The sequence below is a fragment of the Paeniglutamicibacter psychrophenolicus genome (assembly GCF_030812255.1).
GTDB lineage: Bacteria > Actinomycetota > Actinomycetes > Actinomycetales > Micrococcaceae > Paeniglutamicibacter > Paeniglutamicibacter psychrophenolicus_A.
Map to the genome: position 1 here is coordinate 1 of NZ_JAUSSH010000025.1, position 24913 is coordinate 24913.

23 protein-coding genes, 2 pseudogenes and 1 riboswitch are annotated in these 24913 nt (G+C 67.6%); of the genes and pseudogenes, 18 read left to right on the forward strand and 7 right to left on the reverse strand.

Translation table 11 applies throughout. The annotated features are described in order from the left end of the window. Window positions 1–487: pseudogene (locus J2T21_RS20455) on the reverse strand (HNH endonuclease signature motif containing protein); the annotation flags it as partial. 166 nt (window positions 488–653) lie between these two features. Between J2T21_RS20455 and J2T21_RS20460 the strand changes: the two are divergent. Further along, on the forward strand, window positions 654–1103 hold the full coding sequence (locus J2T21_RS20460) for a cytidine deaminase (RefSeq protein ID WP_307584007.1): 450 nt from the start codon (window positions 654–656) through the stop codon (window positions 1101–1103). Between the two features lie 19 nt (window positions 1104–1122). Here the strand turns inward: J2T21_RS20460 and J2T21_RS20465 are convergent, their stop codons facing one another. Further along, window positions 1123–1590 (reverse strand): MarR family winged helix-turn-helix transcriptional regulator, encoded by a 468-nt coding sequence (locus tag J2T21_RS20465; protein WP_307584009.1) that lies wholly within the window; start codon window positions 1588–1590, stop codon window positions 1123–1125. A gap of 127 nt (window positions 1591–1717) precedes the next feature. On the opposite strand from J2T21_RS20465, the gene J2T21_RS20470 reads away from it, so the two are divergent. The 4 genes and pseudogenes from J2T21_RS20470 to J2T21_RS20485 all read left to right on the forward strand — a co-directional run bounded on the left by J2T21_RS20470 (window position 1718) and on the right by J2T21_RS20485 (window position 4716). After that, window positions 1718–2293: an NADPH-dependent FMN reductase gene (locus J2T21_RS20470; protein ID WP_307584011.1), complete on the forward strand. Its 576-nt coding sequence runs from the start codon at window positions 1718–1720 to the stop codon at window positions 2291–2293. A gap of 216 nt (window positions 2294–2509) precedes the next feature. Next, a complete protein-coding gene (locus J2T21_RS20475; RefSeq protein ID WP_307584013.1) occupies window positions 2510–3622 on the forward strand; it encodes a glutathione S-transferase family protein in 1113 nt (370 codons plus the stop codon). 175 nt (window positions 3623–3797) lie between these two features. Next, a pseudogene (locus J2T21_RS20480) lies at window positions 3798–4187 on the forward strand (SDR family NAD(P)-dependent oxidoreductase); the annotation flags it as partial. A 67-nt stretch (window positions 4188–4254) separates the two neighbouring features. Then, window positions 4255–4716 carry a hypothetical protein gene (locus J2T21_RS20485; RefSeq protein WP_307584015.1) on the forward strand — a complete coding sequence of 154 codons (462 nt, stop codon included), beginning with the start codon at window positions 4255–4257 and terminating at the stop codon, window positions 4714–4716. 107 nt (window positions 4717–4823) lie between these two features. Here the strand turns inward: J2T21_RS20485 and J2T21_RS20490 are convergent, their stop codons facing one another. Further along, window positions 4824–5558 (reverse strand): class I SAM-dependent methyltransferase, encoded by a 735-nt coding sequence (locus J2T21_RS20490; RefSeq protein WP_307584016.1) that lies wholly within the window; start codon window positions 5556–5558, stop codon window positions 4824–4826. Window positions 5559–5864: 306 nt separating this feature from the next. Next, on the reverse strand, window positions 5865–6554 hold the full coding sequence (locus J2T21_RS20495; RefSeq protein ID WP_307584018.1) for a ubiquinone/menaquinone biosynthesis methyltransferase: 690 nt from the start codon (window positions 6552–6554) through the stop codon (window positions 5865–5867). Between the two features lie 126 nt (window positions 6555–6680). Between J2T21_RS20495 and J2T21_RS20500 the strand changes: the two genes are divergently transcribed. The 3 genes from J2T21_RS20500 (at window position 6681) to J2T21_RS20510 (ending at window position 10064) form a co-directional block, all read left to right on the forward strand. Beyond that, on the forward strand, window positions 6681–7241 hold the full coding sequence (locus tag J2T21_RS20500) for a GNAT family N-acetyltransferase (RefSeq protein ID WP_307584020.1): 561 nt from the start codon (window positions 6681–6683) through the stop codon (window positions 7239–7241). Between the two features lie 754 nt (window positions 7242–7995). After that, the gene (locus J2T21_RS20505; protein WP_307584022.1) at window positions 7996–8472 is read left to right on the forward strand and encodes a hypothetical protein; all 477 of its coding nucleotides are present in this window, start codon (window positions 7996–7998) and stop codon (window positions 8470–8472) included. Between the two features lie 2 nt (window positions 8473–8474). Then, window positions 8475–10064, forward strand: a complete 1590-nt coding sequence (locus J2T21_RS20510; RefSeq protein WP_307584023.1) for an SPFH domain-containing protein — start codon at window positions 8475–8477, stop codon at window positions 10062–10064. A 131-nt stretch (window positions 10065–10195) separates the two neighbouring features. Here the strand turns inward: J2T21_RS20510 and J2T21_RS20515 are convergent, their stop codons facing one another. Continuing rightward, on the reverse strand, window positions 10196–10594 hold the full coding sequence (locus J2T21_RS20515; protein WP_307584025.1) for a GlcG/HbpS family heme-binding protein: 399 nt from the start codon (window positions 10592–10594) through the stop codon (window positions 10196–10198). A 30-nt stretch (window positions 10595–10624) separates the two neighbouring features. Beyond that, entirely contained in the window at window positions 10625–11845 is a 1221-nt protein-coding gene (gene fdhA / locus J2T21_RS20520; protein ID WP_307584027.1) for a formaldehyde dehydrogenase, glutathione-independent, read from the reverse strand. 274 nt (window positions 11846–12119) lie between these two features. Between fdhA and J2T21_RS20525 the strand changes: the two genes are divergently transcribed. Both J2T21_RS20525 and J2T21_RS20530 read left to right on the forward strand, forming a co-directional pair. Next, window positions 12120–13079, forward strand: coding sequence for a ribonuclease HI family protein (locus J2T21_RS20525; RefSeq protein WP_307584029.1), 960 nt, complete (start codon window positions 12120–12122; stop codon window positions 13077–13079). Window positions 13080–13126: 47 nt separating this feature from the next. After that, window positions 13127–14290: a serine hydrolase domain-containing protein gene (locus tag J2T21_RS20530; RefSeq protein ID WP_307584031.1), complete on the forward strand. Its 1164-nt coding sequence runs from the start codon at window positions 13127–13129 to the stop codon at window positions 14288–14290. Here the strand turns inward: J2T21_RS20530 and J2T21_RS20535 are convergent. Further along, complete coding sequence (locus J2T21_RS20535) at window positions 14287–14559, reverse strand: hypothetical protein (protein ID WP_307584033.1); 273 nt, start codon at window positions 14557–14559, stop codon at window positions 14287–14289. The genes J2T21_RS20530 and J2T21_RS20535 overlap by 4 nt on opposite strands. Window positions 14560–14710: 151 nt before the next feature. On the opposite strand from J2T21_RS20535, the gene J2T21_RS20540 reads away from it, so the two are divergent. From J2T21_RS20540 to J2T21_RS20575, 8 genes are all read left to right on the forward strand, one after another. Further along, entirely contained in the window at window positions 14711–15487 is a 777-nt protein-coding gene (locus tag J2T21_RS20540; RefSeq protein WP_307584035.1) for an SGNH/GDSL hydrolase family protein, read from the forward strand. A 53-nt stretch (window positions 15488–15540) separates the two neighbouring features. Then, window positions 15541–16272: a VIT1/CCC1 transporter family protein gene (locus J2T21_RS20545; protein ID WP_071216976.1), complete on the forward strand. Its 732-nt coding sequence runs from the start codon at window positions 15541–15543 to the stop codon at window positions 16270–16272. Window positions 16273–16406: 134 nt separating this feature from the next. After that, window positions 16407–16994 (forward strand): hypothetical protein, encoded by a 588-nt coding sequence (locus J2T21_RS20550; RefSeq protein WP_307584037.1) that lies wholly within the window; start codon window positions 16407–16409, stop codon window positions 16992–16994. Between the two features lie 165 nt (window positions 16995–17159). Further along, a riboswitch (glycine riboswitch) is annotated at window positions 17160–17260 on the forward strand. Between the two features lie 180 nt (window positions 17261–17440). Beyond that, entirely contained in the window at window positions 17441–20278 is a 2838-nt protein-coding gene (gene gcvP, locus J2T21_RS20555; protein ID WP_307584038.1) for an aminomethyl-transferring glycine dehydrogenase, read from the forward strand. A gap of 40 nt (window positions 20279–20318) precedes the next feature. Further along, window positions 20319–21431 carry a glycine cleavage system aminomethyltransferase GcvT gene (gene gcvT, locus J2T21_RS20560; protein ID WP_307584039.1) on the forward strand — a complete coding sequence of 371 codons (1113 nt, stop codon included), beginning with the start codon at window positions 20319–20321 and terminating at the stop codon, window positions 21429–21431. Between the two features lie 86 nt (window positions 21432–21517). Further along, window positions 21518–21898, forward strand: a complete 381-nt coding sequence (gcvH, locus tag J2T21_RS20565; RefSeq protein ID WP_071216974.1) for a glycine cleavage system protein GcvH — start codon at window positions 21518–21520, stop codon at window positions 21896–21898. Next, on the forward strand, window positions 21895–23214 hold the full coding sequence (gene glyA, locus J2T21_RS20570) for a serine hydroxymethyltransferase (protein WP_307584041.1): 1320 nt from the start codon (window positions 21895–21897) through the stop codon (window positions 23212–23214). The genes gcvH and glyA overlap by 4 nt, the downstream gene beginning before the upstream one ends. A 142-nt stretch (window positions 23215–23356) precedes the next feature. Continuing rightward, a complete protein-coding gene (locus J2T21_RS20575) occupies window positions 23357–24772 on the forward strand; it encodes an L-serine ammonia-lyase (protein ID WP_307584043.1) in 1416 nt (471 codons plus the stop codon). The last annotated feature ends 141 nt before the right edge of the window (window positions 24773–24913 follow it).

Consider the following 24913-nt stretch of genomic DNA (forward strand, 5'->3'; position numbering starts at 1 on the left):
TGCCGTGGACATCGGTGCCCGGCAGCAGGGAGTTGGCGGCGTGCAGGCGGTGCAGGGCGAGGGTGCGGGGGATGCGCAGGCCGTGTTCCAGGAATCCGGCGGTGTCCTTGAACGGCATGATGCCGGCCGGGGCGGTGGCGGGGTCCGCGGGCAGTTCCCGGTTCCCGGCGATGAACGCGGACGGGTCGGCGGCGATGGCGCGCACCTCGTCCAGGGCCTCGGGCCCCAGGTCCTGGACGAGGGTGCGTTGGGCGGCGAGGGCGGCGCGGAGCTGGGTGATTTCGCCTCGCTGGTGGGCGCGTTCGACGGTGTGGGCGAGCAGTGCGGCCTGGGCGGGGGAGGTGGTCTCGGCGGCCAGTTCGGCGGCGAGGGCCGCGGCCCGCAACTCCAGGGCTGCCAGCAGGCGCAGCTTGTCGACCGGCGACACTGGGTGTCCCGGCTCGCCACCGGTGGTGGTGAGGGCATCGATGAGCTGGCGTGTTTCCATGGCACCAGTGTGCGCCGCGGGACGGCGGGGTGCGGACGGGTGCCGGGGGCCTGTGGATGCCGGGCGCGGCAGCATGTGCGGGAAAGCGGTCTGGAACGATTGCCCTCGCGGGGAGAAGTCCCATCGGCAGCGGCCGGAAACCGGCATCGCGTGGCAGAATAAAAACATGGACTCGAACCAACTGCTTGTCAATTCCGCCATTGAACAACTGCGGAGCAGGTGGCCCGGGGCGCAGGACTCGGTGGCGGCCGCTGCCGTCGTTCTGGAAGACGGGCAGATCCTGACCAGCGTCAGCTTCGACAATTTCAATGCCGCCGCGACTCTGTGTGCCGAGGCCGGAGCGGTCGCCCAGGCCTACACCCTCGGAAAGCGTGTGGTGGCTTCGGCCTGCGTGACCAACGGTACCGAAGAAGGGACCTACCAGGTGCTTGCGCCCTGCGGCATCTGCCAGGAACGCCTGGCCGTCTGGGGGCCCGGGGTCCTGGCAGCCGTGCCGGGTTCGGCGGGAAACGATACATGGGAGATGCTGACGCTGCGGGAGCTGAACCCCTACTACTGGGCAACCTCGTTCACCGCGGACGGACACTGGCCCTCAACCGCCGAGCACGGGGAGTAGGTTTCAGGGCCCGGCGCGGTCACCAGAGGTTGCGGTCGACCGCTGCCGACCGGATCTTGGCCAGCAGGACCCCGAATTTTTCCTGCTCGGCCGCGGACAGCGGGTCGAAGAGCGTTTCGCGCACGAATGAGACGTGGTCGGGGGCCGCGCTGCGAATCGTTTTCCAGCCGGCATCGCTCAGCTTGATGTCTTGGCCGCGGCCGTCGGAGCTGGAGGCGCAGCGCTCGATCAGGCCCTTGGCCTCCATCCGGCGCAACAGGTGCGAGACCCGGGACCGCTCCCATTGCAGCGTCGCGGCCAGGTCGCCCGAGCGCAGGGCCTCGGGGGCCGCTTCCGAAACGGCGGCAAGCACCGCATATTCCCCGGCGGACATCCCGGCGTCGCGGATGAGCTGGCGATCCATCGCGCGGGGGAAGCCCCAGAGGAATTCCCGGAACTCCAGCCACAGCTGGGCTTCTTCTTCGTTGAGCCAACGGGGCTCGGACATGGTGCGCCTCACACTTCTTCACATTTAGTTGACATGTCAATCTTCTCCCGGCAGGATGGAGATATCAAGTTTTAGTTGACGCGTCAGCAAATAGCCTGCGTGTCACCCCAGTCCAAGGAGACCCAGTATGACCAAGATTGCCATCATCACCGGTTCAACCCGCCCGGGACGCAACAACGCCGGCGTGGCCCAGTGGGTCCTGGAGCAGGCGAACCTGCGCGGCGACGCCGACTACGAGCTCGTTGACATCGCCGATTTCAACCTGGCACTGCTGGATGAAGCCTACCCGGCTGCCTACCAGAACTACCAGAACGAGGCCACCAAGGCCTGGTCGGCCAAGATCGCCGAATTTGATGGCTACGTCTTCGTCACCCCCGAATACAACCACTCGGTCGCACCGGCCCTGGCCAATGCGCTGTCCTACCTGAATGCCGAGTTCGCCAACAAGGCCGCCGGCATCGTCTCCTACGGCTCGGCCTACGGCGTGCGCGCCGTCGAGCACCTGCGCGGCATCCTCTCCGAGCTGCAGGTCGCCCACGTGCAGAAGACCGGCATGTTCTCGCTGTTCACCGACTTCGAGAACTTCTCGGTGTTCAAGCCCACCGAACTGCAGGCAGCCTCGCTGGCACCGGTCCTGGACCAGCTGGTGCCGTGGACCGTTGCCATGAAGACCGTGCGCGACGCCGCACTGGTTTCCGCCTAAGGGCCAACCGCCCCTGACAACATCGCCTGGCCGCTCCCCGTGCAACATGGGGGCGCGGGGACCGGCCAGGCGATTCCCCCCGGGCCGCCCGCCTCGTGCCGTTCAACGGACGCGCGGACCGGCCCGCGGGATCAAGGCCTGCCCCGGAGATGTCCACGGGCGGGCCATTCCTTTTCCTCCATGGTGCTTCAGGGCACCCGAACATAGGGTTGGGTTATGAGCGAACAGCAGCACAGCACCGCCGGTGCATACGTCACGGGCGCGGAATTCACCCGCGACACCAACTACATCCAAGACCGGATCGTCACCGATCCCGACGCCGTGCGCGCCTCCGGCGGGCCGACCGAGGGAAGCATCGGCAACGTGCACGCGGGTGCGGCCGAGGGTGCCGAACTCTGGCCGGTTCAGGCCGACCGCTACCGGCTGGTTGCCGCGCGCGCCTGCCCCTGGGCCAACCGAGCCATCATCGTGCGGCGCCTGCTGGGCCTGGAAGACGCGATCTCCCTGGGCACCCCCGGACCGGTGCACGACGTGCGGTCCTGGACCTTCGACCTCGATGAGGGCGCGGTGGACCCGGTGCTGGGCACCGAACGCATCCAGGAGAACTACTTCAAGCGCTTTGCGAACTACCCGCGCGGCATCACCGTGCCGGCGATCGTCGATGTGCCCTCCGGCGCCGTGGTCACCAACGACTACCCGCAGATCACCCTGGACCTCTCCACCCAATGGAAGGAATTCCACCGCGAAGGCGCCCCGGACCTGCTGCCCGAGGACAAGCTCGAGGAGATGATGCCGGTCATCAAGCGCATCTTCACCGAGGTCAACAACGGCGTCTACCGCTGCGGATTTGCCGGAAGCCAGCAGGCCTACGATGAGGCCTATGACCGGCTCTGGACAGCCATGGACTGGCTTGAGGAGCGCCTGGCAACCCGCCGCTTCCTGATGGGGGATTCGATCACCGAGGCCGACGTGCGCCTGTTCACCACCCTGGTCCGCTTCGACCCGGTCTACCACGGGCACTTCAAGGCCAACCGGAACAAGCTCACCGAGATGCCGAACCTCTGGGCCTACGCCCGCGAGCTGTTCCAGCTGCCCGGATTCGGCGACACCGTCGACTTCGACCAGATCAAGAAGCACTACTACGTGGTCCATGAGGACATCAACCCGACGCAGATCGTCCCGGTCGGCCCGGACCTGGAAAACTGGCTCGAGCCGCACGGCCGCGATGCCCTCGGCGGGAACCCCTGGGGCAACGGCACCGCCCCGGAGCCGGTCCGCGAATCCGAGCAGGTCGCCGCCGGCCACAACCCGCTCTACCCGCTGGCCTAGCAACCGCCGGGCCCAAGGCACGTGTGAAGCAGGCCCAGAACCCCCACCCGATAATCCCGGGTGGGGGTTCTGGGCCTCTGCGTCGTTCAACCGCGCATTGATTCCACCGAAAACGGGTCGAAGCCACCGCCGGCAACTCTGGCCACACTCCGCGGGCCGGGTCTAGCGTGAAGCCATGGAGCGAACACTTGCAGGAAAGATCGCCCTGGTTGCCGGGGCGACGCGCGGGGCCGGGCGTGGCATTGCCGTCGCGCTGGGTGAGGCCGGGGCCACGGTGTACTGCACCGGACGCAGCACCCGGGCCGCGCGCAGCGAGTACGACCGCCCCGAGACCATCGAGCGGACCGCCGAGCTGGTCACCGCGGCCGGGGGCGTGGGCATCGCCGTGGCGGTTGACCACCTGGACCCCGACGCCGTCGCCGCGCTGGTGGCGCGCATCGAAGCCGAGCAGGGCAGGCTGGATCTGCTGGTCAACGACATCTGGGGCGGGGAGAAGCTCATCGGCTGGAACCAGCCGGTCTGGGAACATGACCTGGGCGCGGGGCTGCGGATGCTGGAGCTGGGCGTGAACACCCACCTCATCACCGCCCACCATGCGCTGGGGCTGCTGGTGCGCAACCCCGGGGGGGCTGGTGATCGAGGTGACCGACGGGACCGCGGCCTACAACCGGGAGAACTACCGGCTCTCCACGTTCTACGACCTGGCCAAGAACGCCGCGCTGCGCATGGCCTTCACCCTGTCCCGCGAGCTGGCGCCGCACCGCTGCAGCGCCGTGGCCCTGAGCCCGGGCTGGCTGCGCTCGGAGATGATGCTGGAGGCCTTCGGCGTCGACGAGTCCAACTGGCGCTCGGCGACCGCGGAGCACGGACATTTTGCCGCGATCAGCGAATCCCCGCTCTTCGTGGGCCGTGCCGTGGCGGCGCTGGCCGCGGATCCCGAGGTTCTCTCGCGCAGCGGCGGATCATTCTCCAGCGGGGGGCTTGCCCGCGACTACGGTTTCACGGACCTGGACGGGTCGGCGCCCGATTGCTGGCGCTACATGGACGAGGTGCAGGGGGCCGGGCTGCCGGCCAACGGGGCCGGGTATCGGTGACGGACACGGCAACCAGCCAAGCGGCAGCCTGCCGGATGCCCCTGGCGCGGCCGTCCCGGAACCGCAACCAGCCATCACCGGTCGGTGAAGCACGGTATTCCGGTGCGCTAACGGTGTGCCGCCACGATCAGTTCCCCGGCGCCGCAGCCCACCGGTTCCCGGTGCCAGCCGCCGAACACCGCATCGACCTGCAGGCCCGCGGCGGCCAGATCGGTTCGCAATTGCCCCTCGCTGCGGAAAGCCAGCACGGCGTCCTCGAACTCCCGTTTTCCATCCGCCAGCAGCCGGTGCTCGGTGATGGCAACCAGGCCGCGTTCGCGTTCCTGGGCATCGATCCACAAATGGACACCGGTTCCGTCGGCCAGCGTGTACTGGCTGCGGGTGCTGCCCGGGGTCCAGCGTTCCCAGGCCCGGGCAGCCGGATCGCGTGAATCGAACACCAACCGCCCGCCTGGCCGCAAGGCGGAGCGGACATCGGCCAGGGTGCGCTGCCATTCGTCATCGTCGTTGATGGCCTGGGCCACGTGCGAACTCATCAGCACCGCATCGAAGGTGGTACCCGGCGGCAGCTGCGCCGAGGTGCCAGCGATCCAGTCGACCGCTTGGGCGCCGGGCTTTGTCCTGGCGGCGGCCAGCGAGCCGGCGTACGGGTCCAGGCCGGTGACCCGGTGTCCGGCCTGGGCCAGGGCGATGGACAGCCGACCGGTGCCGCAGCCGAGGTCGAGCACCCTGCTGCGGGGTTGCTCAGCGATGAAGCCGAGGAAGAAATCCTCGGCCACGGTCCAGGTGTTCTCGGCATCGTAAAGATCCGCGTGCTGCTCCGGGGTCAGGAATGATTGCATGGCCCGAGCTTAAACGAATTTTGCCAAAGATTGTATAAACATCGTGTTCCGATTGATGCGAACATCCTCGAAACCGGTGGCGCCGGGAACTGCGCTCCGCCGGGGGCCGGCGGAGAATCCGGGCACTTGCGAGGGACAACATGGCGCTTCGGACGGACACCGGCCCGGCCGTGCGGTGCGCCGGAGGTATGGGCGACGATGGGGAACCAGCGCCCTGCCTGGGCGCCCGGACGCCGCCGCCGCCGCGCGGAGACGCCCGTCGACGGTAGACGGATGCGGCGGCAGCTCGGTGCGGATGCCGAGGAATCAGCTGGGCTTCCGGGCGGACCAAATCATGTTGGTGCGCAGGTACTTCGGCTTGACCTGAACGTCCTCGAAGCCTGCCTTGATGAATCGCTCGCGCAATGCCTCGGGGGACAGGAATCCCAGGGTCGAATCGACGAGGTATTCGTAGGACGCGCGGTCCTTGCCGATGAACTGCCCCAACGTCGGGATGACAATGCGCATGCCCAGGCGGATGACCGGTGCCAACGGCCCGGCCGGGGGAGAGGACTCCAATGCGGAGACCACGCCGCCGGGCTTGAGCACCCGAAACTGTTCGGCCAGCACCTTGTCCAGGTCGCTGACGTTGCGCAGCAGGTAGCCGTGGGTGACCGCATCGAAGGAGGCATCGGCGAAGGGAAGGTCGTGGGCGTCGGCAAACTGCCATTCGATGCCGTCGCCGCCGTTGATCTGCCGGGCCAGGGCCAGCATCGAGTCGGAGAAATCGGCGCCGGTGATGCTGGCCGCGGGGTACTGTTTGCGGATTTCGCGGGCGATGACACCGGTTCCGGTGGCCAGGTCAAGGTAGTCGCGTCCCGGGAACGAGGTGGCGCGGGCGGCGACCTCGCGGCACCACGTTTGGTGCGAGCCCAGGGTCATCAGGCGGTTGATCAGGTCGTAGCGCCGGGCGACGGAATTGAAGGTCGCCTGGACTGAGGAATCTTTGTTTTGCATAGCCGCCGGTTCTTGCGTGGGAGTGCTGGTGGGTTCGCCTTCGAGTCTATGTGAGGGCACCGTCCGAAGACGTTATTGCGGGCCCCGGTCCGGGCAAGGTTGCGGCGCCGTGCCACCATGGGAAGCATGGAGATTTCCACCAGGCGGTTGCTGCTGCGCGAATACGGCCCCGGCGACCTGGACGCCGTGCATGCCTTCGCCTCAGACCCGGTGGTGTGCGCCTTCGCCGAATGGGGGCCCAACACTCCGCAGGACACAGCGGCGTTTTTGGAAGAATGCGCCGTGGAGCAGGTTGCGGTGCCACGGAAGACCTGGACCTTCGCGATTGTCTGGGGCGGCTCGGTCATCGGTTCGGTGGCGCTGATGACGGGGAAATCGGACCTGGTCCACGAGCCCGGTGAAGCGGAGCTCGGTTACGTCCTTCACCGTAACGCCTGGGGCAACGGGTACGCGGCGGAGACCGCCGAAGCGCTGCTGGCTTGGGCCGGGGGGCATCTGGGGATCACGAGGGTGGTGGCCACCTGTCGGCCGGAGAACACCGGCTCGGTGCGGGTGCTGGAAAAGATCGGGATGCAGCAGGTGGACCACCTGCACGAGCACAAGCGCATCGACGGAAAGACCCGCGATTCGCTCGTGTTTGCCGGCCTGCTTCCGGTGGGCGAACCGGCCGGGACATCGGCCGGCTAGAGGTTCACCGGCCGGGACACCGGGCTGGCCGCGAGCTGAATGCTGGCTCGGAAATGCTTCACGCGTCCTGTCTGGGGAGACCCCGTTCGCTGCTGCTGAAACCGGCGATCGGGGCCCGGTGCGGGAGGAATGTGGTGGCGGTAAATCCACTTCATCGATAACTGTCGGCCGCCACTCCCGAGGTCTCCGAGCGCCTGGTGGCGGACCTTCCGCCGGTATTGGGCCTGGTCCAGGTCCTGGCGGTGCTCGGGCTTGGGTGATGGCAGGTCGCTGCGTCCCCCTGGTCGTTGCCCCCTGGGCCGGGGCTCATCGAACGCGTATTCAACGTTGTCGGCGACGGGCTCTTTTTGCCCAGACCACGGCGGGATTGTCTGCGCCGGGACCGGATCCTCGGTTGCCTCGCCGCCGGAGCCGCGAGTTTCGATCGACCCCTGATCGAGGTGCTGGGAGCTTCGGGCATGTCTCTGTGGATGCTCCCTTTCGGCGAACCAGCCAAGCGGGTTTGCAGCTTCCGGGCAGCAACTGCGTTCCGCAGATGGCGGGCTTGTGACCGCGCCGACCCAACTTTATACAGCTAACCAATAGACTTTATGTCAGGCGAGGCAATCCAGGGAGTCCGACCGGGTGCCCAAACCGACGGTTCACGAGGTGTGCACGCCACGAGAAACGCTGGAAACCTGGGGCTCCGCCAAGGCCGAATACTTGAACCATGCCGCGCCATTTGGCCCGGCAGTCAACCCACGAAGGAATCGACATGCTCGCATTCGCAGTGATCGGAGGCATTGGCCTGCTGCTCCTCATCGTGTCCATGACCCTGGGAGAGCTTGTCGATTTCTTCGACGGAATCATCTCCACCACTGCCGTTGGTGCGGCAGCCACGCTTTTCGGCGCCGCGGGTGCGATTGTGTTGCTGAACAACGGTCCACTCTTTCTGGCCTACAGCGCGGGTGCCCTTCTGGGCGCGATTGGCATCGTCGGAGTAGCGCTGCTTGCCCGAAAGCTGGCAAGAATCTCTGACGCACAGCCGCACGAAGTCATCGGACTGCTTGGCGTCGCCACCACGGACATCAACGAGATCGTCGGGAAAGTTCAGCTGGACCACCCCGACGAAATCAATCAGCGGCTCGTATTTTCAAGCAGCCCTATCGAGAAGGACACACCAATTGCCGTCGTGGCTATTGTTGGAGACCGCATCAGGGTCGCATCCACTTCTGAACTGAACGGAATTTAACCATGGATCTTGCCGTAAATGGAACCGTCATCGCCGTCGCAGCAATCCTTGCTGTCCTGATAGCCCTCATCTGGTACGCCACCACCCGGCTGGTCACCGTCGCGCCCAACCAGGCCGTCATTCGCGCCGGCAAGGGGGCGAAGGGACAGGTACAAATATTCACCAAGGGCATCGTGCTTTTCCTGCCGGTCATTCACCAGAAATACGTCATGTCGCTCGAGCAGCGCCAGGTGGAGCTTGCCGTGGAAGGCGTTGACAAGAACTTCATAACCACCTCGGTGACCGCCAGCCTGAACTTCAAGTTCGACGACTCGGTGGAGGGAATGAGCAAGGCCGTCCAGCGCTTTCTCACGCACTCCAAGGAAGACCTGAACGCCTCGGTGACCAAGTCGGCCGAGGGCGTGCTGCGCGGCATTGTTTCGGCCATGTCGGTGGAGGACGCCAACAACAACCGCAAGGAATTCCAGGACCAGTCCCTGGAATCTGCGGTCACCCAGTTCGCCGAGCAGGGCATCCAAATTGACGCCTTCAACATCTCGTCGGTCAGCACGCCCTCGCGCACGGTGATCGGCCCGGACAACAAGCCGACCGTCATCGACTACCTGGAGGAGGTCGGCAAGCCGGGCCTGGAACGCGCCAAGCGCGAAGCCCGCGTCGCCACGTCCAAGGCCTTCCAGGAATCGGAAGCGGCCCGCATCGAGCAGGAAGGGGCCACTGCGGCCCTGGCCCGTGACCTCGCGATCAAGAATTCCGAGTTCAAGGCCGAGGAAGACCGTGCCGCGGCCATCGCCAGCTCGGCCCATGAGCTGGCCAAGGCAGAGCAGGACGTCCTGGTTGCAGAACTCGAGCGCAAGGCGCTGGCCGAAAAGGCCCTGGTGGAGCAGGAACGCCTGGACATCGATGTCCACAAGCCGGCCGACGCCCAGGCCTACAAGCTGCGTACCGAGGCACAGGCCAAGCGCGATGCCGACGTCTTCAATGCAACGGCCCGCTCCGAGTCCAAGGCCATCGAGGCCGACGGCGCCAAGCGCGCTTCCATCGCCGACGCAGAGGCCCGCGCGGCCGCCCAGACCGTGGAGGCAGAAGCATCGAAGAACGCCGAGGTGTTCCGCGCCGAGGGCCAGGCCACCGCTGTGGAGCTCAATGCGAAGGCGGAGGCGACGGCCGTTGAATACAACGCCAAGGCCGAGGCCGACGCGATTCGCCTGCGCGGCGAGGCCGAGGGCGCGTCCATTTCCGCCATCGGTGCGGCAACCGCTTCGGCAGAGGATGCGAGGGCCACCGCACTGACCGGCCACACCCAGGCCAGCCTGGCGTTCCTGGCGATCAGTGCCTTGCCGGAGATCGTCAAGGCCAGCTCGGATGCCGTCTCCGGCATCGACAACTACACGGTCATCAGTTCGGACGGTGCATCCGATGCCGTCAAGCAGGCGAACCGCATCGTTACCGAGGGCCTCGCCATGATCAAGGGCAGCACCGAGATCGACATCGCCGGAATGCTCTCCGGGCTCCTGAATGGCGCGGGAACAACCCCCGAGGCGGCGCCGACACCCGTCGTGCGCTCCGAGGAATCGGTCGCCGAGCAGAACTGACCGAACCCGCCGGCCCCACCCGCTGAACGCCCCGCCAAACCGGCGGGGCGATCAGCCGCGGTGCGCGCGGCCACGGGGACAAAAGGCCAGAGCGGGTGTCGAGGGTTCCGGCGGTGGGCCGCCCGGACCGGCTACAGCGCGGTGCTGCCGGCCTCCGCGACCTCCTGGTCCTGGGCCCCGGACCCGCCACTGACCCCGATGGCGCCGACGACCACGCCGTCGCGGGTCACCGGGATGCCGCCTGCGAAGATCATGATGCGCCCGTGGTTGGAGGCATGGATGCCGTAGAACTGCTGGGTCGGTTGCGAATTGTCCGCGAGGTCCTTGGTGGGGAGGTCGAAGGCCCGGGCGGTGAAGGCCTTGTTGATGGAGATGTCGATGCTGCCCAGCCAGGCGCCGTCCATCCGCACGTGGGACACGAGGTTTCCGCCGGCGTCGACGACGGCGATGTTCATGGGCTGGCCGATTTCGGCCGCGCGCGCCTCGGCGGCGGCGATGATGGTGCGGGCGTCCGCGAGATTCAATGACATGGCACTGCTCCTTGAAATTTGGGTGGATGGCTACTTGGACAGGTAGCCGTTGGGGTCCAGGACGTACTTGGTGGCCGCTCCGGCGTCGAACTCGGCGTAGCCGCGCGGGGCGTCGGACAGCGGGATCGCCCGGGCGTTGACGGCCTTGGCGATGTGGATCCGATCGTGCAGGATCGCCATCATCAGCGCCCGGTTGTACTTCATCACCGGGCACTGGCCGGTGGCGAAGGACAGGGACTTGGCCCAGCCGGTGCCCAGGGACAGGGACAGGCTGCCCTTCCGTGCGGCCTCGTCCGCGGCGCCGGGGTCCCCGGTGACGTAGAGCCCGGGGATGCCCAGGGAGCCGCCGGCCCGGGTGAGGTCCATGAGGGAGTTCAGCACGGTGGCCGGGGCCTCGGCCGCGTGCGTGCCGTGCCCGTGGCCGCGGGCCTCGAAGCCGACGGCGTCGATGCCGCAGTCGACCTCGCGCACGCCGAGGATTTGCTCGATCTGGTCGGCCGGGTCCCCGGCGCCGACGTTGATCGCCTCACAGCCGAAGGAGCGGGCTTGGGCCAGGCGGTCCTCGTTCAGGTCCCCGACGATGACCACCGCGGCGCCCAGCAGTTGGGCGGAGGCGGCGGCGGCGAGCCCGACGGGCCCGGCGCCGGCGACGTAGACGGTGGAGCCGACGGTGACCCCGGCGGACACCGCGCCGTGGAAGCCGGTGGGCAGGATGTCCGAGAGCATGGCCAGGTCCATGATCTTTTCCAGGGCCTGGTCGCGGTCGGGGAACTTGAGCAGGTTCCAGTCGGCGTAGGGGACCAGCACGTATTCGGCCTGGCCGCCGACCCAGCCGCCCATGTCGACGTAGCCGTAGGCGCTGCCGGGGCGGTCGGGGTTCACGTTCAGGCAGATGCCGGTCTTGGCTTCCTTGCAGTTGCGGCAGCGGCCGCAGGAGATGTTGAAGGGGACCGAGACGATGTCCCCGACCTTGAGGAATTCGACGTCGGGTCCGGTCTCGATGACCTCGCCGGTGATTTCGTGGCCCAGGACCAGGCCGGCGGGGGCGGTGGTGCGGCCGCGGACCATGTGCTGGTCGGAGCCGCAGATGTTGGTGGCCACGGTGCGCAGGATCACCCCGTGGGGGACCTTGCGCCCGACGTTGGAGGGGTTCACCCCGGGTCCGTCCCTGAGCTCGAAGGTGGGGTAGGGGGTGTCGATGACCTCGACGACCCCTGGTTTCACGTAGGCGACGGCCTTGTTTCCAGGCATGGGCACCACTACCTTCCGCAGTTCTGTTTCTCTCCGTCGGACGGGGACCTGGAAGCGAAAGCCGATGCGGGCGTTGCGGTGTGCGGGGAAAAGCAGATCCCCGGGCGCGATGACGGCTCCAAGCCTTCGATGGCGGTGTTGCATGGTGCCACAGTCTCCGGCCCCCATCCCTTATGGCCCCAGCGTACGACCTGGACGCGGACAAGGCCATGGGTGGACCCCGCCGAAAGGCACCGATGTGAAAGGGCCGGTGGGGCCGTGGCAGGATTGAAATATGACGATCACCGCAGCCGCAGACGGATCAGCCCTTGGAAACCCAGGACCGGCAGGATGGGCCTGGTACATCGACGACGACCGTTGGGCCGCCGGCGGCTGGGCCCACGGCACCAACAACATGGGCGAACTCATGGCCGTGCTTGACCTCTTCCGCGCCACCGCGCACCTGCCCGAAGAGGAACTGCACATCCTGTGCGACTCCCAATACGTGATCAACTCGGTGACCAAGTGGATGCCGGGCTGGAAGAAAAAGGGCTGGAAGAAGTCCGACGGCAAGCCCGTGCTGAATCTGGAGTTGCTCAAGGACATCGACGCCGCCATCACGGGCCGCAAGTACCGATTCGAATGGGTCAAGGGGCACGCGGGCCACGAGCTCAACGAGGCCGCCGACGACCGTGCCCGCGCCGCCGCCACCGCCTACCAGGCGGGCAAGGAGCCGGACGCCGGACCGGGGCTCGATGGTGTGCAGGGTGCCGTCGAACGAACCGCCCACCACGAGGTCCCGGCGCCCGACGGCCACGACTCCATGATCTACGAGGACCTGGAAGCGCCGGTGCCGGCCGAACCCGTGCCTGTCGAGCCGGCTCCCGCCGACCCGGCCGCCCAACTCGCCGCCGACGTGCAGATGGTCTTCGAACTGGAAACCGAGCTTCTCTCCCCGGCGGTGCGCGGGGACCTGACAGAGGTCATGGCGTTCCTGCACCCGGAGTTCCAGGAGATCAGCCGCGACGGTTCACTGACAGACCGCGCCACCATCATCGCCGCGTTCAACGCCGCCGAGCCGCTGCCCACGGGCGGCGCCTTGCAGGTTCTGGCCGCCACGCCCTGGGGCCTGGACAAGGTGCAGCTGGCCTACCGGCTGCTGGCCGGTGACCAGGCGGTGCTGTGCTCGTCGTTCTGGCAGCGGGTCGAGGGCCGCTGGCTGCTGCGCTACCGCCAGGAAACGCCGACCGCCTGAGCAGGTCGGCGGCCGTCGGGCACGGTTGGGTCGGTAATGTGGGGGTCGTGACTAAGCAGAGCAACCACACCAATGTCATTGACCAGCGCTTCGCCCCGGTGGCCGAGCTGATGTCGTCCTTCGCCGCCAACGATCCGGACTACTCCGGGCAGCTGGCCATCTACCAGGGCGGAAACCTGGTGCTGGACATGAGCGTGGGCGAGCACTGCACCCCGGACTCGATGACCGGGGTGTTCTCCTGTTCCAAGGGCGCCGGGGCCATCGTCATGGCGCTGCTGGTGCAGCAGGGCCTGCTGGACCTGGATGCACCGGTTGCCGTGTACTGGCCCGAATTCGCCGCCGCCGGCAAGGCCTCGATCACCGTGGCCCAGCTGCTCAGCCACCAGGCGGGCCTGCCCGGGGTCGAGGGCGGGTTCACCCAGGAGGAGCTGCTTGATTCGCGGCTGGCCGCCGGCATCATTGCCGCCGCCGCGCCGCTGTGGACCCCGGGAAGCACGCACAGCTACCATGCGCTGACCATGGGCGTGTTCATGGAGGAACTCGCCCGCCGCTGCGCGCAGGAATCCCTGCAGGAGATCTTCGAGCGGCGCATCCGCGCCCCGCACGACATCGACTTCCACCTGGGCCTGCCCGAGGAACTGGAACCGCGCTTCCGCCCGGTCCTCAAGGGCGCCAACGGCGAGCCGGCCCCCTTCATCGACCCGTTTTCCGCGATGGGGCTGGCCCTGAACTCGACCGGCGGATTCGACGGGCCCAAGGGGCCCAGCTTCGAGATCATGGACGTGCCCAATGTGCGCGCCATCCGCGAGGCCGGGCTGGCCGCGATCGGCGGGGTGGCCAACGCCCGCGGGTTGGCCAGGCTCTACGCAGCGGTGAGCACCGGCTTCGTCGACGAGTCCGGGGACGAGCATGCGCCGCTGCTCACCGCGGCCACGATCGCGCAGGTCACCCAGGACCGGGTGTTCGGGCTGGACCGGGCCGGCGGGTACCCCGGGGCCTTCGGCATCGGGTTCATGAAGGCCCACGCGAACAACGACTTCGGCTCCGCGCGGGCCTTTGGCCACGACGGGGCCAACGCCTCGCTGGGCTACGCGGATCCGGCCTACGGGTTGGCGCTGGGCTACGTCCCGGCACGGGCCGAGGCGAACGGGACCGGGTCGCGCGTCGGCCGGCTGAGCGTGCTGGCCCGCCAGGTGCAGCTGGCCGGTTAGATGACCCCGGAGTAGGAGTCGTTCAGGTGCTGGTCGCCGCGGATCTCCTTGAGCCAGGGGATCTGCGCGGGGCCGGGGCCCTGGTGGGTCGGCACGACGTCGCAACGCACCTCGTAGGTCCCCGGGCCCACGGAAACCGGACCGTTTCCATGCGCCCCGGACTCGGGCGTGTGCTCCGGCATGCGCAGGGGATCGGCACCGTGGCCGATGGCGTTCCGGGTCCGGTGCCCGGTGGTGCGGCGGGTGGTGCGACGGTTTGTGGTCTTCATGTTTTCCAGCGTGCGCGCGTTGGCTAGGTGCCCGCTGTGTGCCGGCACAGCGCAGCCGGTGAGCCGGGTCCACGAGGTTGGGCGCCCGGGTGGTGCGCAGCGTGTCGCCGCGGTGCCGGAACAAGACCGGTGCCGGCGATACGCTGGGGGCGTGGAATTTTCGAAACGATATCTGGCCCTGGGCGACTCGTTCACCGAGGGCCTGGGCGATGTGGATCCGAACCGTCCGAACCGGGTGCGTGGCTGGGCCGACAGGGTGGCCGAGCAACTCTGTGTGGACCCGGACTGGGGATACGCCAACCTGGCGATCCGCGGCAAGAAGGTCGGGCAGGTGATCGCCGAACAGCTGCCCGTGGCGTTGGCCATGCGCCCGACGCTGGTCAGCCTGTACATGGGCGGCAACGACATCCTGCGCCCGGCCGTCGACATCGACGCCATGATGTCCAGGTACGGGGAGGCGGTCGGCCAGCTGGCGGCAACCGGCGCCTCGCTGCTGCTGTTCACCGGGTTCGATTCCAACGGCTCGGCGATCTTCGAGAAAACCCGCGGCCGCACCGCCATCTACAACGAGGCCGTGCGCGAGATCGCCGAGCGCCACGGGGCGGTGATCGCCGACTACTGGCGATGGCGCGAATTCCGGGACTGGCGCTACTGGGCCACCGACCGCCTGCACATGGGCACCGCCGGACACACCCTGATGGCCAGGAAAGTGCTCGAGGTCCTGGAACAGGACAGCGACATCCAGCTTCCCGAGCTCCCTGAGCTGGTTGTGCAGTCACGGGCCGAAAAGATGCGTGGGGACGCGGTCTGGGCCAAGGAATTCCTGGCCCCGTGGGTCAAGCGCCGGCTCACCGGCACCTCGTCGGGGGACAACCTGTCCGCCCGGTACCCGCGTTACGTTTCGCTGCCGGCGCCGCAGGTCCGGTAACCGCAGGTCGCGCCGCTGGCCAAGAAGCGCTCGAGGGTGCTTTGCTGGTGGGCATGGACGGGCAGCAGGAACCGCAGGGACAACACGAGGACGAACCGCACAACCAGGGCGTGGCCGAACGCCTCAACTGGCTGCGCGCCGGGGTGCTGGGCGCCAACGACGGGATCGTCTCGGTAGCCGCCGTGGTCGTCGGCGTTGCCGGCGCCACCACGGCGAACGGGCCGATCCTGGCGGCCGGGGCGGCCGCGGCCATCGGCGGGGCGATCTCCATGGCGCTGGGGGAGTACGTCTCGGTGTCCAGCTCGGCGGACTCGCAAAAGGCACTCATCGAGAAGGAACGCCTCGAGCTGGCCCAGATGCCGCAGGAGGAACTGGCGGAGCTGACCGGACTCTACGAGGCCAAGGGACTGAGCCCGGAAACCGCCGCAAGGGTGGCCCACGAACTGACCGCCCATGATGCGCTGGCCGCACACCTCGATGCCGAGCTGCAGCTCGACGAACAAGAGGTCCTGAACCCGTGGAACGCCGCAGTGGCCTCCGCGGTGTCCTTCACGGTGGGGGCCGCACTGCCCTTCGCCACCGCGGTGTTCCTGCCCGGGCCCCTGAAGATCCCGGTGACGTTCATCGCCGTGATGCTGGCGCTGGGAATCACCGGCGCGCTCGGCGCCAGGCTGGGTGGCGCGCCCATGCTGCGACCGACCCTGCGGGTGCTGATCGGCGGTGCCGCTGCCCTCGTGGTCACCTTCGCCATCGGCTCCTGGCTGGGGGTCGCCGGGATCGTGTAGCACTTGGGCAAGTGCCCACCAGCGCCCGAACGTGGTTGGTCGGGCCCTGTCCGGTTTCGATTCCACGGGCTAGGCTGACCCGGACATCCGCATGCGGGGCAGCCCGCGGCGCGGCAGGGGGAAAGGCGCTGAACATGTTGGAGACAGCCCCGAATCAGCCGGCCACCCGGGCACCGGCAGGCACCCGGCGCTGGGTTGCCGTGGGTGCCGTCGTCGCGGTGGCCGCCACCGCAGGCTGGGCCGGATACCGGATGCTGGATCCGGTGACAGGGCACGGCCAAGGCAACCTGACCTGTCACAGCACCGCGGCCCCCGGGGTGGCTCCGGGCGTCTTGGCCACTCCATGGATCGAGGTGAAGCCCGGGCGTTCGCTTCGGGTGCGGGCGCTCACGTTGGTGGCCCCGGTGAACTATGCACTTGCCGGAACGGGCATCCAGCACGACGGTGTGCAACTTGGTGCATGGGAGTACCCGGTGGGGGACGATAGTCAGGAAATGCAGGCCACATGGCTTTCCCGCACCGAACTGCCGGCCACCCTGGGCGACCGGCCCGATCATTCGATCATCATGGCGCTTGAACCCGTCGACGTGAGCCAAGGGTCCTCGCTGCATGCCGTGCGCGTGCGCTATGACAACCAATGGGGCATTCCATATTCGATCGACGTCGGACCGCGCTTCGAGGCCAAGCCCAACTGCCTGCTCGACGACGGGGAAGCGGACTGAGGGCAACCCCCGTCCCCGCAGGAATGGGCAGCGTCGGCCGAAAGCCCGAAAATTCCCTGGTGGATCCCCAAGAGTCGATCCTGGCCTGAAGCGGGACGCCTCGTGTTGTTCGGCTCACGCTTCGCCGGTAGGATGGGAGCCGTGCCTCGAAAGCGGCACAGCCACTGACATGCGGCGGGAGAGTCCCGTTCAGCGAAAGTTGGTCGGGCGCCGTAGGAGCAATTCCTCCCCGGGAAACTCTCAGGCCCCCGTACCGCCGCGAAGAGGCAACTCTGGAAAGTAGCAACATCGCCGTTCGGCGGTGCTGCTCACCGAAGGTGCAAGCACGTCCCTCCTGCCTGGTGTTGGAGACGTCGCGGAAACTCTCAGGTCACAGCAACAGGGTCGGGGAGGAACTTGCAGCTCGTTCGGTGTGCGCGCACGCCGATGACCCAATGGAGTTCCCCATGACCGTGACCCCGTCCGCTGAGTTCGTCGCCCGCCATATTGGCCCGCAGGGCAGCGACATCGACACCATGCTTTCGCAGCTTGGTTATTCCTCCATCGACGAACTCGTCGACACGGCCGTCCCGGCCGATATTCGCCAGTCCGAGCCATTGGATCTGCCCGCACCACGCACCGAAGCCGAAGTCCTGGCCGACCTGCGCGTGCTGGCGAACAAGAACGTGATGAAGACCCAGATGATCGGCCAGGGCTTCTCCGACACCTACACCCCTCCGGTCATCCTGCGCAACGTGCTCGAGGATCCGGCCTGGTACACCGCCTACACCCCGTACCAGCCGGAAATCTCCCAGGGTCGCCTCGAGGCCCTCATCAACTTCCAGACCATGGTCATGGATCTGACCGCGATGCCGATCGCCAACGCCTCGATGCTTGACGAAGCCTCCGCCGTCGCCGAATCCGTGCTGCTGATGCGCCGCGGCAACAAGGCCAAGGGCACCGCCAAGACCGTGCTGGACGCCAACCTCTTCCCGCAGTCCATCGCCGTGGTCCAGGGCCGCGCCGAGGCCCTCGGCTTCGAGGTCGAAATCGCCGACTTGTCCCAGGGCCTGCCCGAGGGAGACATCTCCGGCATCGTGCTGCAGCAGCCTGGCAACAACGGCGCCGTGGTTGACCACACCGCCGTCATTGCCGCCGCCAAGGAGCGCGGCGCGATGGTCACCATTGCCGCCGACATCCTGGCCCTGACCATGATCACCGCACCGGGCGATCAGGGTGCCGACATCGCCGTGGGCAACACCCAGCGCTTTGGCGTGCCGCTGTTCTTCGGCGGCCCGCACGCCGCCTACCTGGCCGTGCGCACCGGCCTGGAACGCCAGCTGCCCGGCCGCCTGGTCGGCGTGTCCAAGGACGACGCCGGATACCCGGCCTATCGCCTGGCACTGCAGACCCGCGAGCAGCACATCCGCCGCGAAAAGGCCACCTCCAACATCTGCACCGCCCAGGCGCTGCTGGCCATCACGGCCTCGATGTACGCGGTCTACCACGGCCCGGCGGGCCTCAAGCGCATCGCCCAGCGCGCCCACAACCACGCCCGCACCATCGCCACCGCGCTCTCCGGTGCCGGCATGCAACTGGTTTCCGACTCGTTCTTCGACACCGTGCAGGTGAAGGTCGCCGATGCCGGCGCCATCATCTCCAAGGCCGAGGCAGCGGGCATCAACCTGCGCCGCGTGGATGCCACCACCGTGGGCATCTCCACCGACGAGGCCACCACTTCCGCACACGTGGCCGCTCTCGCGGGAGTCTTCGGCATCGAGGGCGAGTCCTTCACGGCCGAGGGCTTCGAGCTGCCCGCCGCGGTGCAGCGCACCAGCGACTACCTGACCCACCCGATCTTCAACACCATCAAGTCCGAGACCCAGATGCTGCGCTACCTGCGCAAGCTCTCGGACCGCGACCTGGCCCTGGACCGCACCATGATCCCGCTGGGTTCGTGCACCATGAAGCTGAACTCCACCGCCGAGATGGAATCCATTTCATGGCCGGAATTCGCTTCCATCCACCCGTTCGCCCCGGCCCACCAGACCGAGGGCTGGCGCGAACTGATCACCGACCTCGAGGGCCGCCTCACCGAGATCACCGGCTACGCCGGGGTCTCCATCCAGCCCAATGCCGGTTCGCAGGGCGAGTACGCCGGACTGTTGGCCATCCGCGGCTACCACCTCTCCAACGGCGACACGCAGCGCGAGGTCTGCCTGATCCCGGCCTCCGCACACGGCACCAACGCCGCCTCCGCGGTGCTCGCCGGAATGAAGGTCGTCGTGGTGAAGACCGCGGCCGACGGCTCCATCGACGCCGCCGACCTGGATGCCAAGATCGAGGCAAACAAGGACGTCCTTGCCGCCATCATGATCACCTACCCCTCCACGCACGGGGTGTACGACGCCGACGTGCGCGAGGTCTGCGACAAGGTCCACGCGGCCGGTGGCCAGGTCTACATCGACGGCGCCAACATGAACGCCCTGGTGGGCCTCGCCCAGCCGGGCAAGTTCGGCGGAGACGTCTCGCACCTGAACCTGCACAAGACCTTCTGCATCCCGCACGGCGGCGGCGGACCGGGCGTGGGCCCGATCGGCGTTGCCGAGCACCTGATCCCGTTCCTGCCGGGCGATGCCTCGGGCAGCTACTCGATCCGCGACGGCATCCCCGTGGTCGCCACCATGTTCGGCTCCGCCGGCGTGCTGCCGATCTCCTGGGCCTACATCGCGATGATGGGCGGCGAAGGCCTGACCGAAGCCACCAAGACGGCCATCGTGTCGGCGAACTACATCGCCAGCCGCCTCAACGAGTACTTCCCGATCCTGTTCACCGGCAACAAGGGCCTGGTGGCGCACGAGTGCATCCTGGACCTGCGCGAGCTGACCAACAAGACCGGCGTCACCGCCGAGGACGTGGCCAAGCGCCTGATCGACTTCGGCTTCCACGCCCCGACCCTGTCCTTCCCGGTCGCCGGCACCCTGATGGTGGAGCCGACCGAGTCCGAGGACCTGGGCGAGATCGAGCGCTTCATCGAAGCGATGATCGCCATCCACGCCGAGATGCAGCAGGTGCTCGCCGGGGACTTCTCCATCGAGGAATCCCCGCTGCGCAACGCCCCGCACACCGTGGCAGCAGTGGTCAACACGGCCTGGGACCGCAAGTACACCGTCGAGCAGGCAGCCTTCCCGGTCCATGCACTGCGCGTGGACAAGTACTTCCCGACGGTGGGACGCATCGACGGAGCAGGCGGAGACCGCAACCTGATCTGCTCCTGCCCGTCTCCCGAAGCCTTCGAAGAATAATCCCAGACCACTCGATTTTTACCTCACGAAAGGTAGCTTGATGAGCGACCCGAAGAAAACCTCCCTGCATGCCAAGCATGCGGAACTCGGCGCCTCCTTCACCGACTTCGGCGGCTGGGACATGCCGTTGAAGTACGGTTCGGAACTGGCCGAACACAAGGCAGTGCGTGCCACCGCCGGCCTGTTCGACCTCTCCCACATGGGCGAGGTCTGGGTCGAGGGACCCGAAGCGGCGAAGTTCCTGAACTCCGCGCTGGCCGGCAACATGGCCGTGATGAAAGTGGGCCGCGCCAAGTATTCGGTGATCTGCAACGAAGCAGGCGGCATCATCGACGACCTGATCACCTACCGCCGCGGCGAGGAAAAATTCCTCGTGGTGCCCAATGCCGGCAACGCCCCGGTGGTTGCCGCGGCGCTGGCCGAACGCGCCGCGGGCTTCGACGTGGTTGTCACCGACGCCTCGGCGGACACCTCGCTGATCGCCGTGCAGGGCCCGGCCTCCGTGGCCATCCTGCACGAACTGGTCGACGATGCCACCAAGGGCCTTGTCACCGACATGAAGTACTACGCGGCGGACGACGCCACCGTGGCGGGCTTCGACGTGCTGCTGGCCCGCACCGGCTACACCGGCGAGGACGGCTTCGAACTGTACCTGCCCAACGACCAGGCACCTGCCCTCTGGGACGCACTCATGGCCGCCGGCGCCAGCCACGGGCTGATCCCCGCGGGCTTGGCTTGCCGCGACTCGCTGCGCCTGGAAGCCGGCATGCCGCTGTACGGCAACGAGCTGTCCCTCGAGGGCAACCCGTTCGAGGCCAACCTGGGCGCCATCGTCTCCTTCAAGAAGGAAGAGGACTTCACGGGCCGGGCGGCACTGGAAGCCATCAAGGCCGAGGGCGCCAAGAAGGTCCTCGTTGGCCTCAAGGGCCTGGGCCGTCGCGCAGGCCGCGGCGGCTACCCGGTTTCGGTTGACGGCACCCAGATCGGTGTTGTCACCTCCGGCCAGCCGTCCCCGACCCTGGGCTACCCGGTGGCCCTGGCGTACGTCGAGCCGGCGTACGCCGAAATCGGCACGAAGGTCGATGTCGACCTGCGCGGCAAGCCGGAGGCCTTCGAAGTCGTCGCGCTGCCGTTCTACACCCGAGCCAAGTAACGTTGTCGGTGGCGGGCGCGACGCGTCCCGCCACCGATCAACCGGCTTATCTTCTTTACCCACATTCTTTGAGAGGAAACACCCCCATGAGCAAGGTTCTCGCATCCCTTCGTTACTCGGCCGAGCACGAATGGGTTGACGCCTCGACCCCGACCAAGGTCGGCATCACCCAGGTTGCCGCCGACGCACTGGGCGACGTCGTCTACGTTGACCTGCCCGAGGTCGGCGACGCCGTCACCGCCGGCGAAACCTGCGGCGAGGTCGAGTCGACCAAGTCGGTCTCCGACCTGTACGCACCGGTCACCGGCACCATCGTCGAGGTCAACCAGGAAGCCATCGACAACCCGGCCATCCTGAACGAAGACCCGTACGGCGCCGGCTGGCTGTTCACCGTCGAGGTCACCGAGGAAGGTCCGCTGCTCTCGGCAGCCGACTACGCCTCCGCCAACGGCGGCGATGTAGCGTGACCGCAGTTTACGAATCCCTTGCCCCTGCGTCGCTGACTCAGGACATCGGGACGCTTGATCCGGAGATTGCGCAGCGCATCGACGCGGAGCTGGCCCGCCAGCAGCGCGGCCTGGAGATGATTGCCTCGGAGAACCACACGGCCCTGGCCGTGATGCAGGCGCAGGGCTCGGTGCTGACCAACAAGTACGCCGAGGGCTACCCGGGCAAGCGCTACTACGGCGGCTGCGAGGAGGTCGACGTCGTCGAGACCCTCGCCCTGGAGCGGGTCAAGGCGCTGTTCGGCGCACAGTTCGCCAACGTGCAGCCGCACTCCGGCGCGCAGGCCAACGCCTCGGTGATGCACGCGCTGATCCGCCCGGGCGACACCATCATGGGGTTGAACCTGGCCCACGGCGGGCACCTGACCCACGGGATGAAGATCAACTTCTCCGGCCGGCTGTACAACATCGTCCCCTACGGGGTCGAGGAGGACAGCTTGGTCATCGACATGGACAAGGTCGAGGCCCTGGCCATCGAACACCGGCCCAAGATGATCGTGGCCGGCTGGTCCGCCTACCCGCGGCAGCTGGACTTCGAGCGTTTCCGGGCGATCGCCGACAAGGTCGGGGCGTACCTGTTCGTGGACATGGCGCACTTCGCCGGGCTGGTGGCCGCCGGGCTGCACCCGAACCCGGTGCCGCACGCCCACGTGGTCTCCTCCACCACGCACAAGACCCTGGCCGGCCCGCGCGGCGGGATCATCCTGACCAACGACGCGGAGATCGCCAAGAAGGTCAACTCCGCGGTGTTCCCCGGGCAGCAGGGCGGCCCGCTGGAGCACGTGATCGCCGGCAAGGCCGTGGCGTTCAAGATCGCCGCGACCGAGGAGTTCGCGCAGCGCCAGGCGCGCACCATCGCCGGGGCCAAGATCCTGGCCGAGCGCCTGACCGCGGCGGACGTCGTGGCGGCGGGCATCAGCGTGCTGACCGGCGGCACCGACGTGCACCTGGTCCTGGTGGACCTGCGCAACTCGGAGCTGGACGGGCAGCAGGGCGAGGACCTGCTGGCGAAGGTGGAGATCACCGTGAACCGCAACGCGGTCCCGTTCGACCCGCGCCCGCCGATGGTCACCTCCGGGCTGCGCATCGGCACCCCGGCACTGGCCACCCGCGGCTTCTCCGAGGCCGCGTTCGTGGAGGTCGCGGACATCATCGCCGAGACCCTCATCGCCGGCACCACGGAAAACAACCAGGACACCCTCGCGGCCCTGAAGGACCGCGTCACCGCCCTGGCCAACGCCCACCCGCTGTACCCGAAATTGGCAAAACTGGCATAATCCCGGTTCGCCAACCACCTCGCTGCGAGCCCGGGATCCACAAGGTCCCGGGCTCGCGGTCTATGCACCACCGACAGTGACGCGCCTCACCAGTCCGCGTGTCGGATCCCACCCAGCAATGTCTCTTGAAAGAAGTATTCTCGTGGCTATCAGCGTTTTTGACCTTTTCACCGTCGGCATCGGGCCATCGTCCTCGCATACGGTGGGACCCATGCGTGCGGCCCACGCATTCGCCGCCAAGCTGGTGCGCGAGGAACACCTCGCGAACACCGCCACCCTGCGTGTCGATGTCTACGGCTCACTGGCGGCCACCGGCCGCGGACACGGAACATTCACCGCAATCATGCTGGGCCTTGAGGGCTACGAGCCCGAGGCCATCCTGCCCGAAGAGGTGGACGCGCGCCTGGAAGACATAGCCGCCACGGGCAAGCTGCAGCTGTGCAAGGCCGTGGGTGAGGGCGCCGGCAAGGAGCTCGACTACAAGGTCGAAGACATGATCCAGCACCCGCTGACCATTTTGCCGCGGCACACCAACGGCATGAAGATGGCAGCCGTGGATGCGGATGGCAACGTTCTGGCCGAGGACACCTATTACTCGGTGGGCGGCGGCTTCATTGTGCGCGAGGGCGCCGAGGAGAAGCTCGCGGCGAACCTCGAGGAGGCTGTCAGCGCGCAGCCCTACCCGTTCACCACCGCCGCCAAGCTGCTCGAGCACTGCGCGGAGACCGGGCTGTCGATCGCCGGGGTCATGGCCGCCAACGAGGAGGTCTACCGCTCCAAGGAAGAGATCCGGGAAGGGCTGCTGCACATCTGGCAGGTCATGGAGGACTGCAAGAACTCCGCGCTGGAACGTGAGGGCGTGCTGCCCGGCGGGCTGAAGGTCCGCCGCCGCGCCCCCGAGTGGCACAAGCGCCTGGCCAAGGAAGACAAGGACCGGGACCCGGTGTTCTGGCAGGAATGGGTGAACCTCGTGGCCCTGGCCGTCAACGAGGAAAACGCCTCCGGCGGTCGCGTGGTCACCGCCCCGACCAACGGGGCGGCCGGCATTATCCCCGCGGTGATGTTCTACGCGACCCACTACGCACCCGGTGCCAAGTACTGGAACCAGGAGGAGCGCGAGGACGTGATCGTGCGCTTCATGCTTACCGCCGCGGCCATCGGCGTGCTCTACAAGGAGCAGGCCTCGATCTCCGGTGCCGAGGTCGGCTGCCAGGGCGAGGTCGGCTCGGCCTCCTCGATGGCGGCCGGGGCCCTGGCCGAGATCCTCGGGGGCACCGTTGACCAGGTGGAAAACGCCGCGGAAATCGCGATGGAACACAATCTGGGCCTGACCTGCGACCCGATCGGCGGACTCGTGCAGATCCCGTGCATCGAACGCAACGCCATCGCCGCCTCCAAGGCCATCAACGCCGCCAAGATGGCGCTGATGGGGGACGGGCAGCACCACGTGACCCTCGACGAGGTCATCATCACCATGCGTGAGACCGGCAAGGACATGAGCGACAAGTACAAGGAAACGGCGATGGGCGGCCTGGCCGTGAACGTCATCGAATGCTAGCGGCGTAGCCGGTAGCTGGTTGAGGCCCGGCCGGTGGCGGGGGGCCGGGGGGCGCCGGCGCCCGGCCCCGCCCGGGCGGGGGGCGGTTTTGGGGGGGGGGGTTGGGGGGGGGTGGGGGGGGGCAAGGCGGGTGTTTGGCCC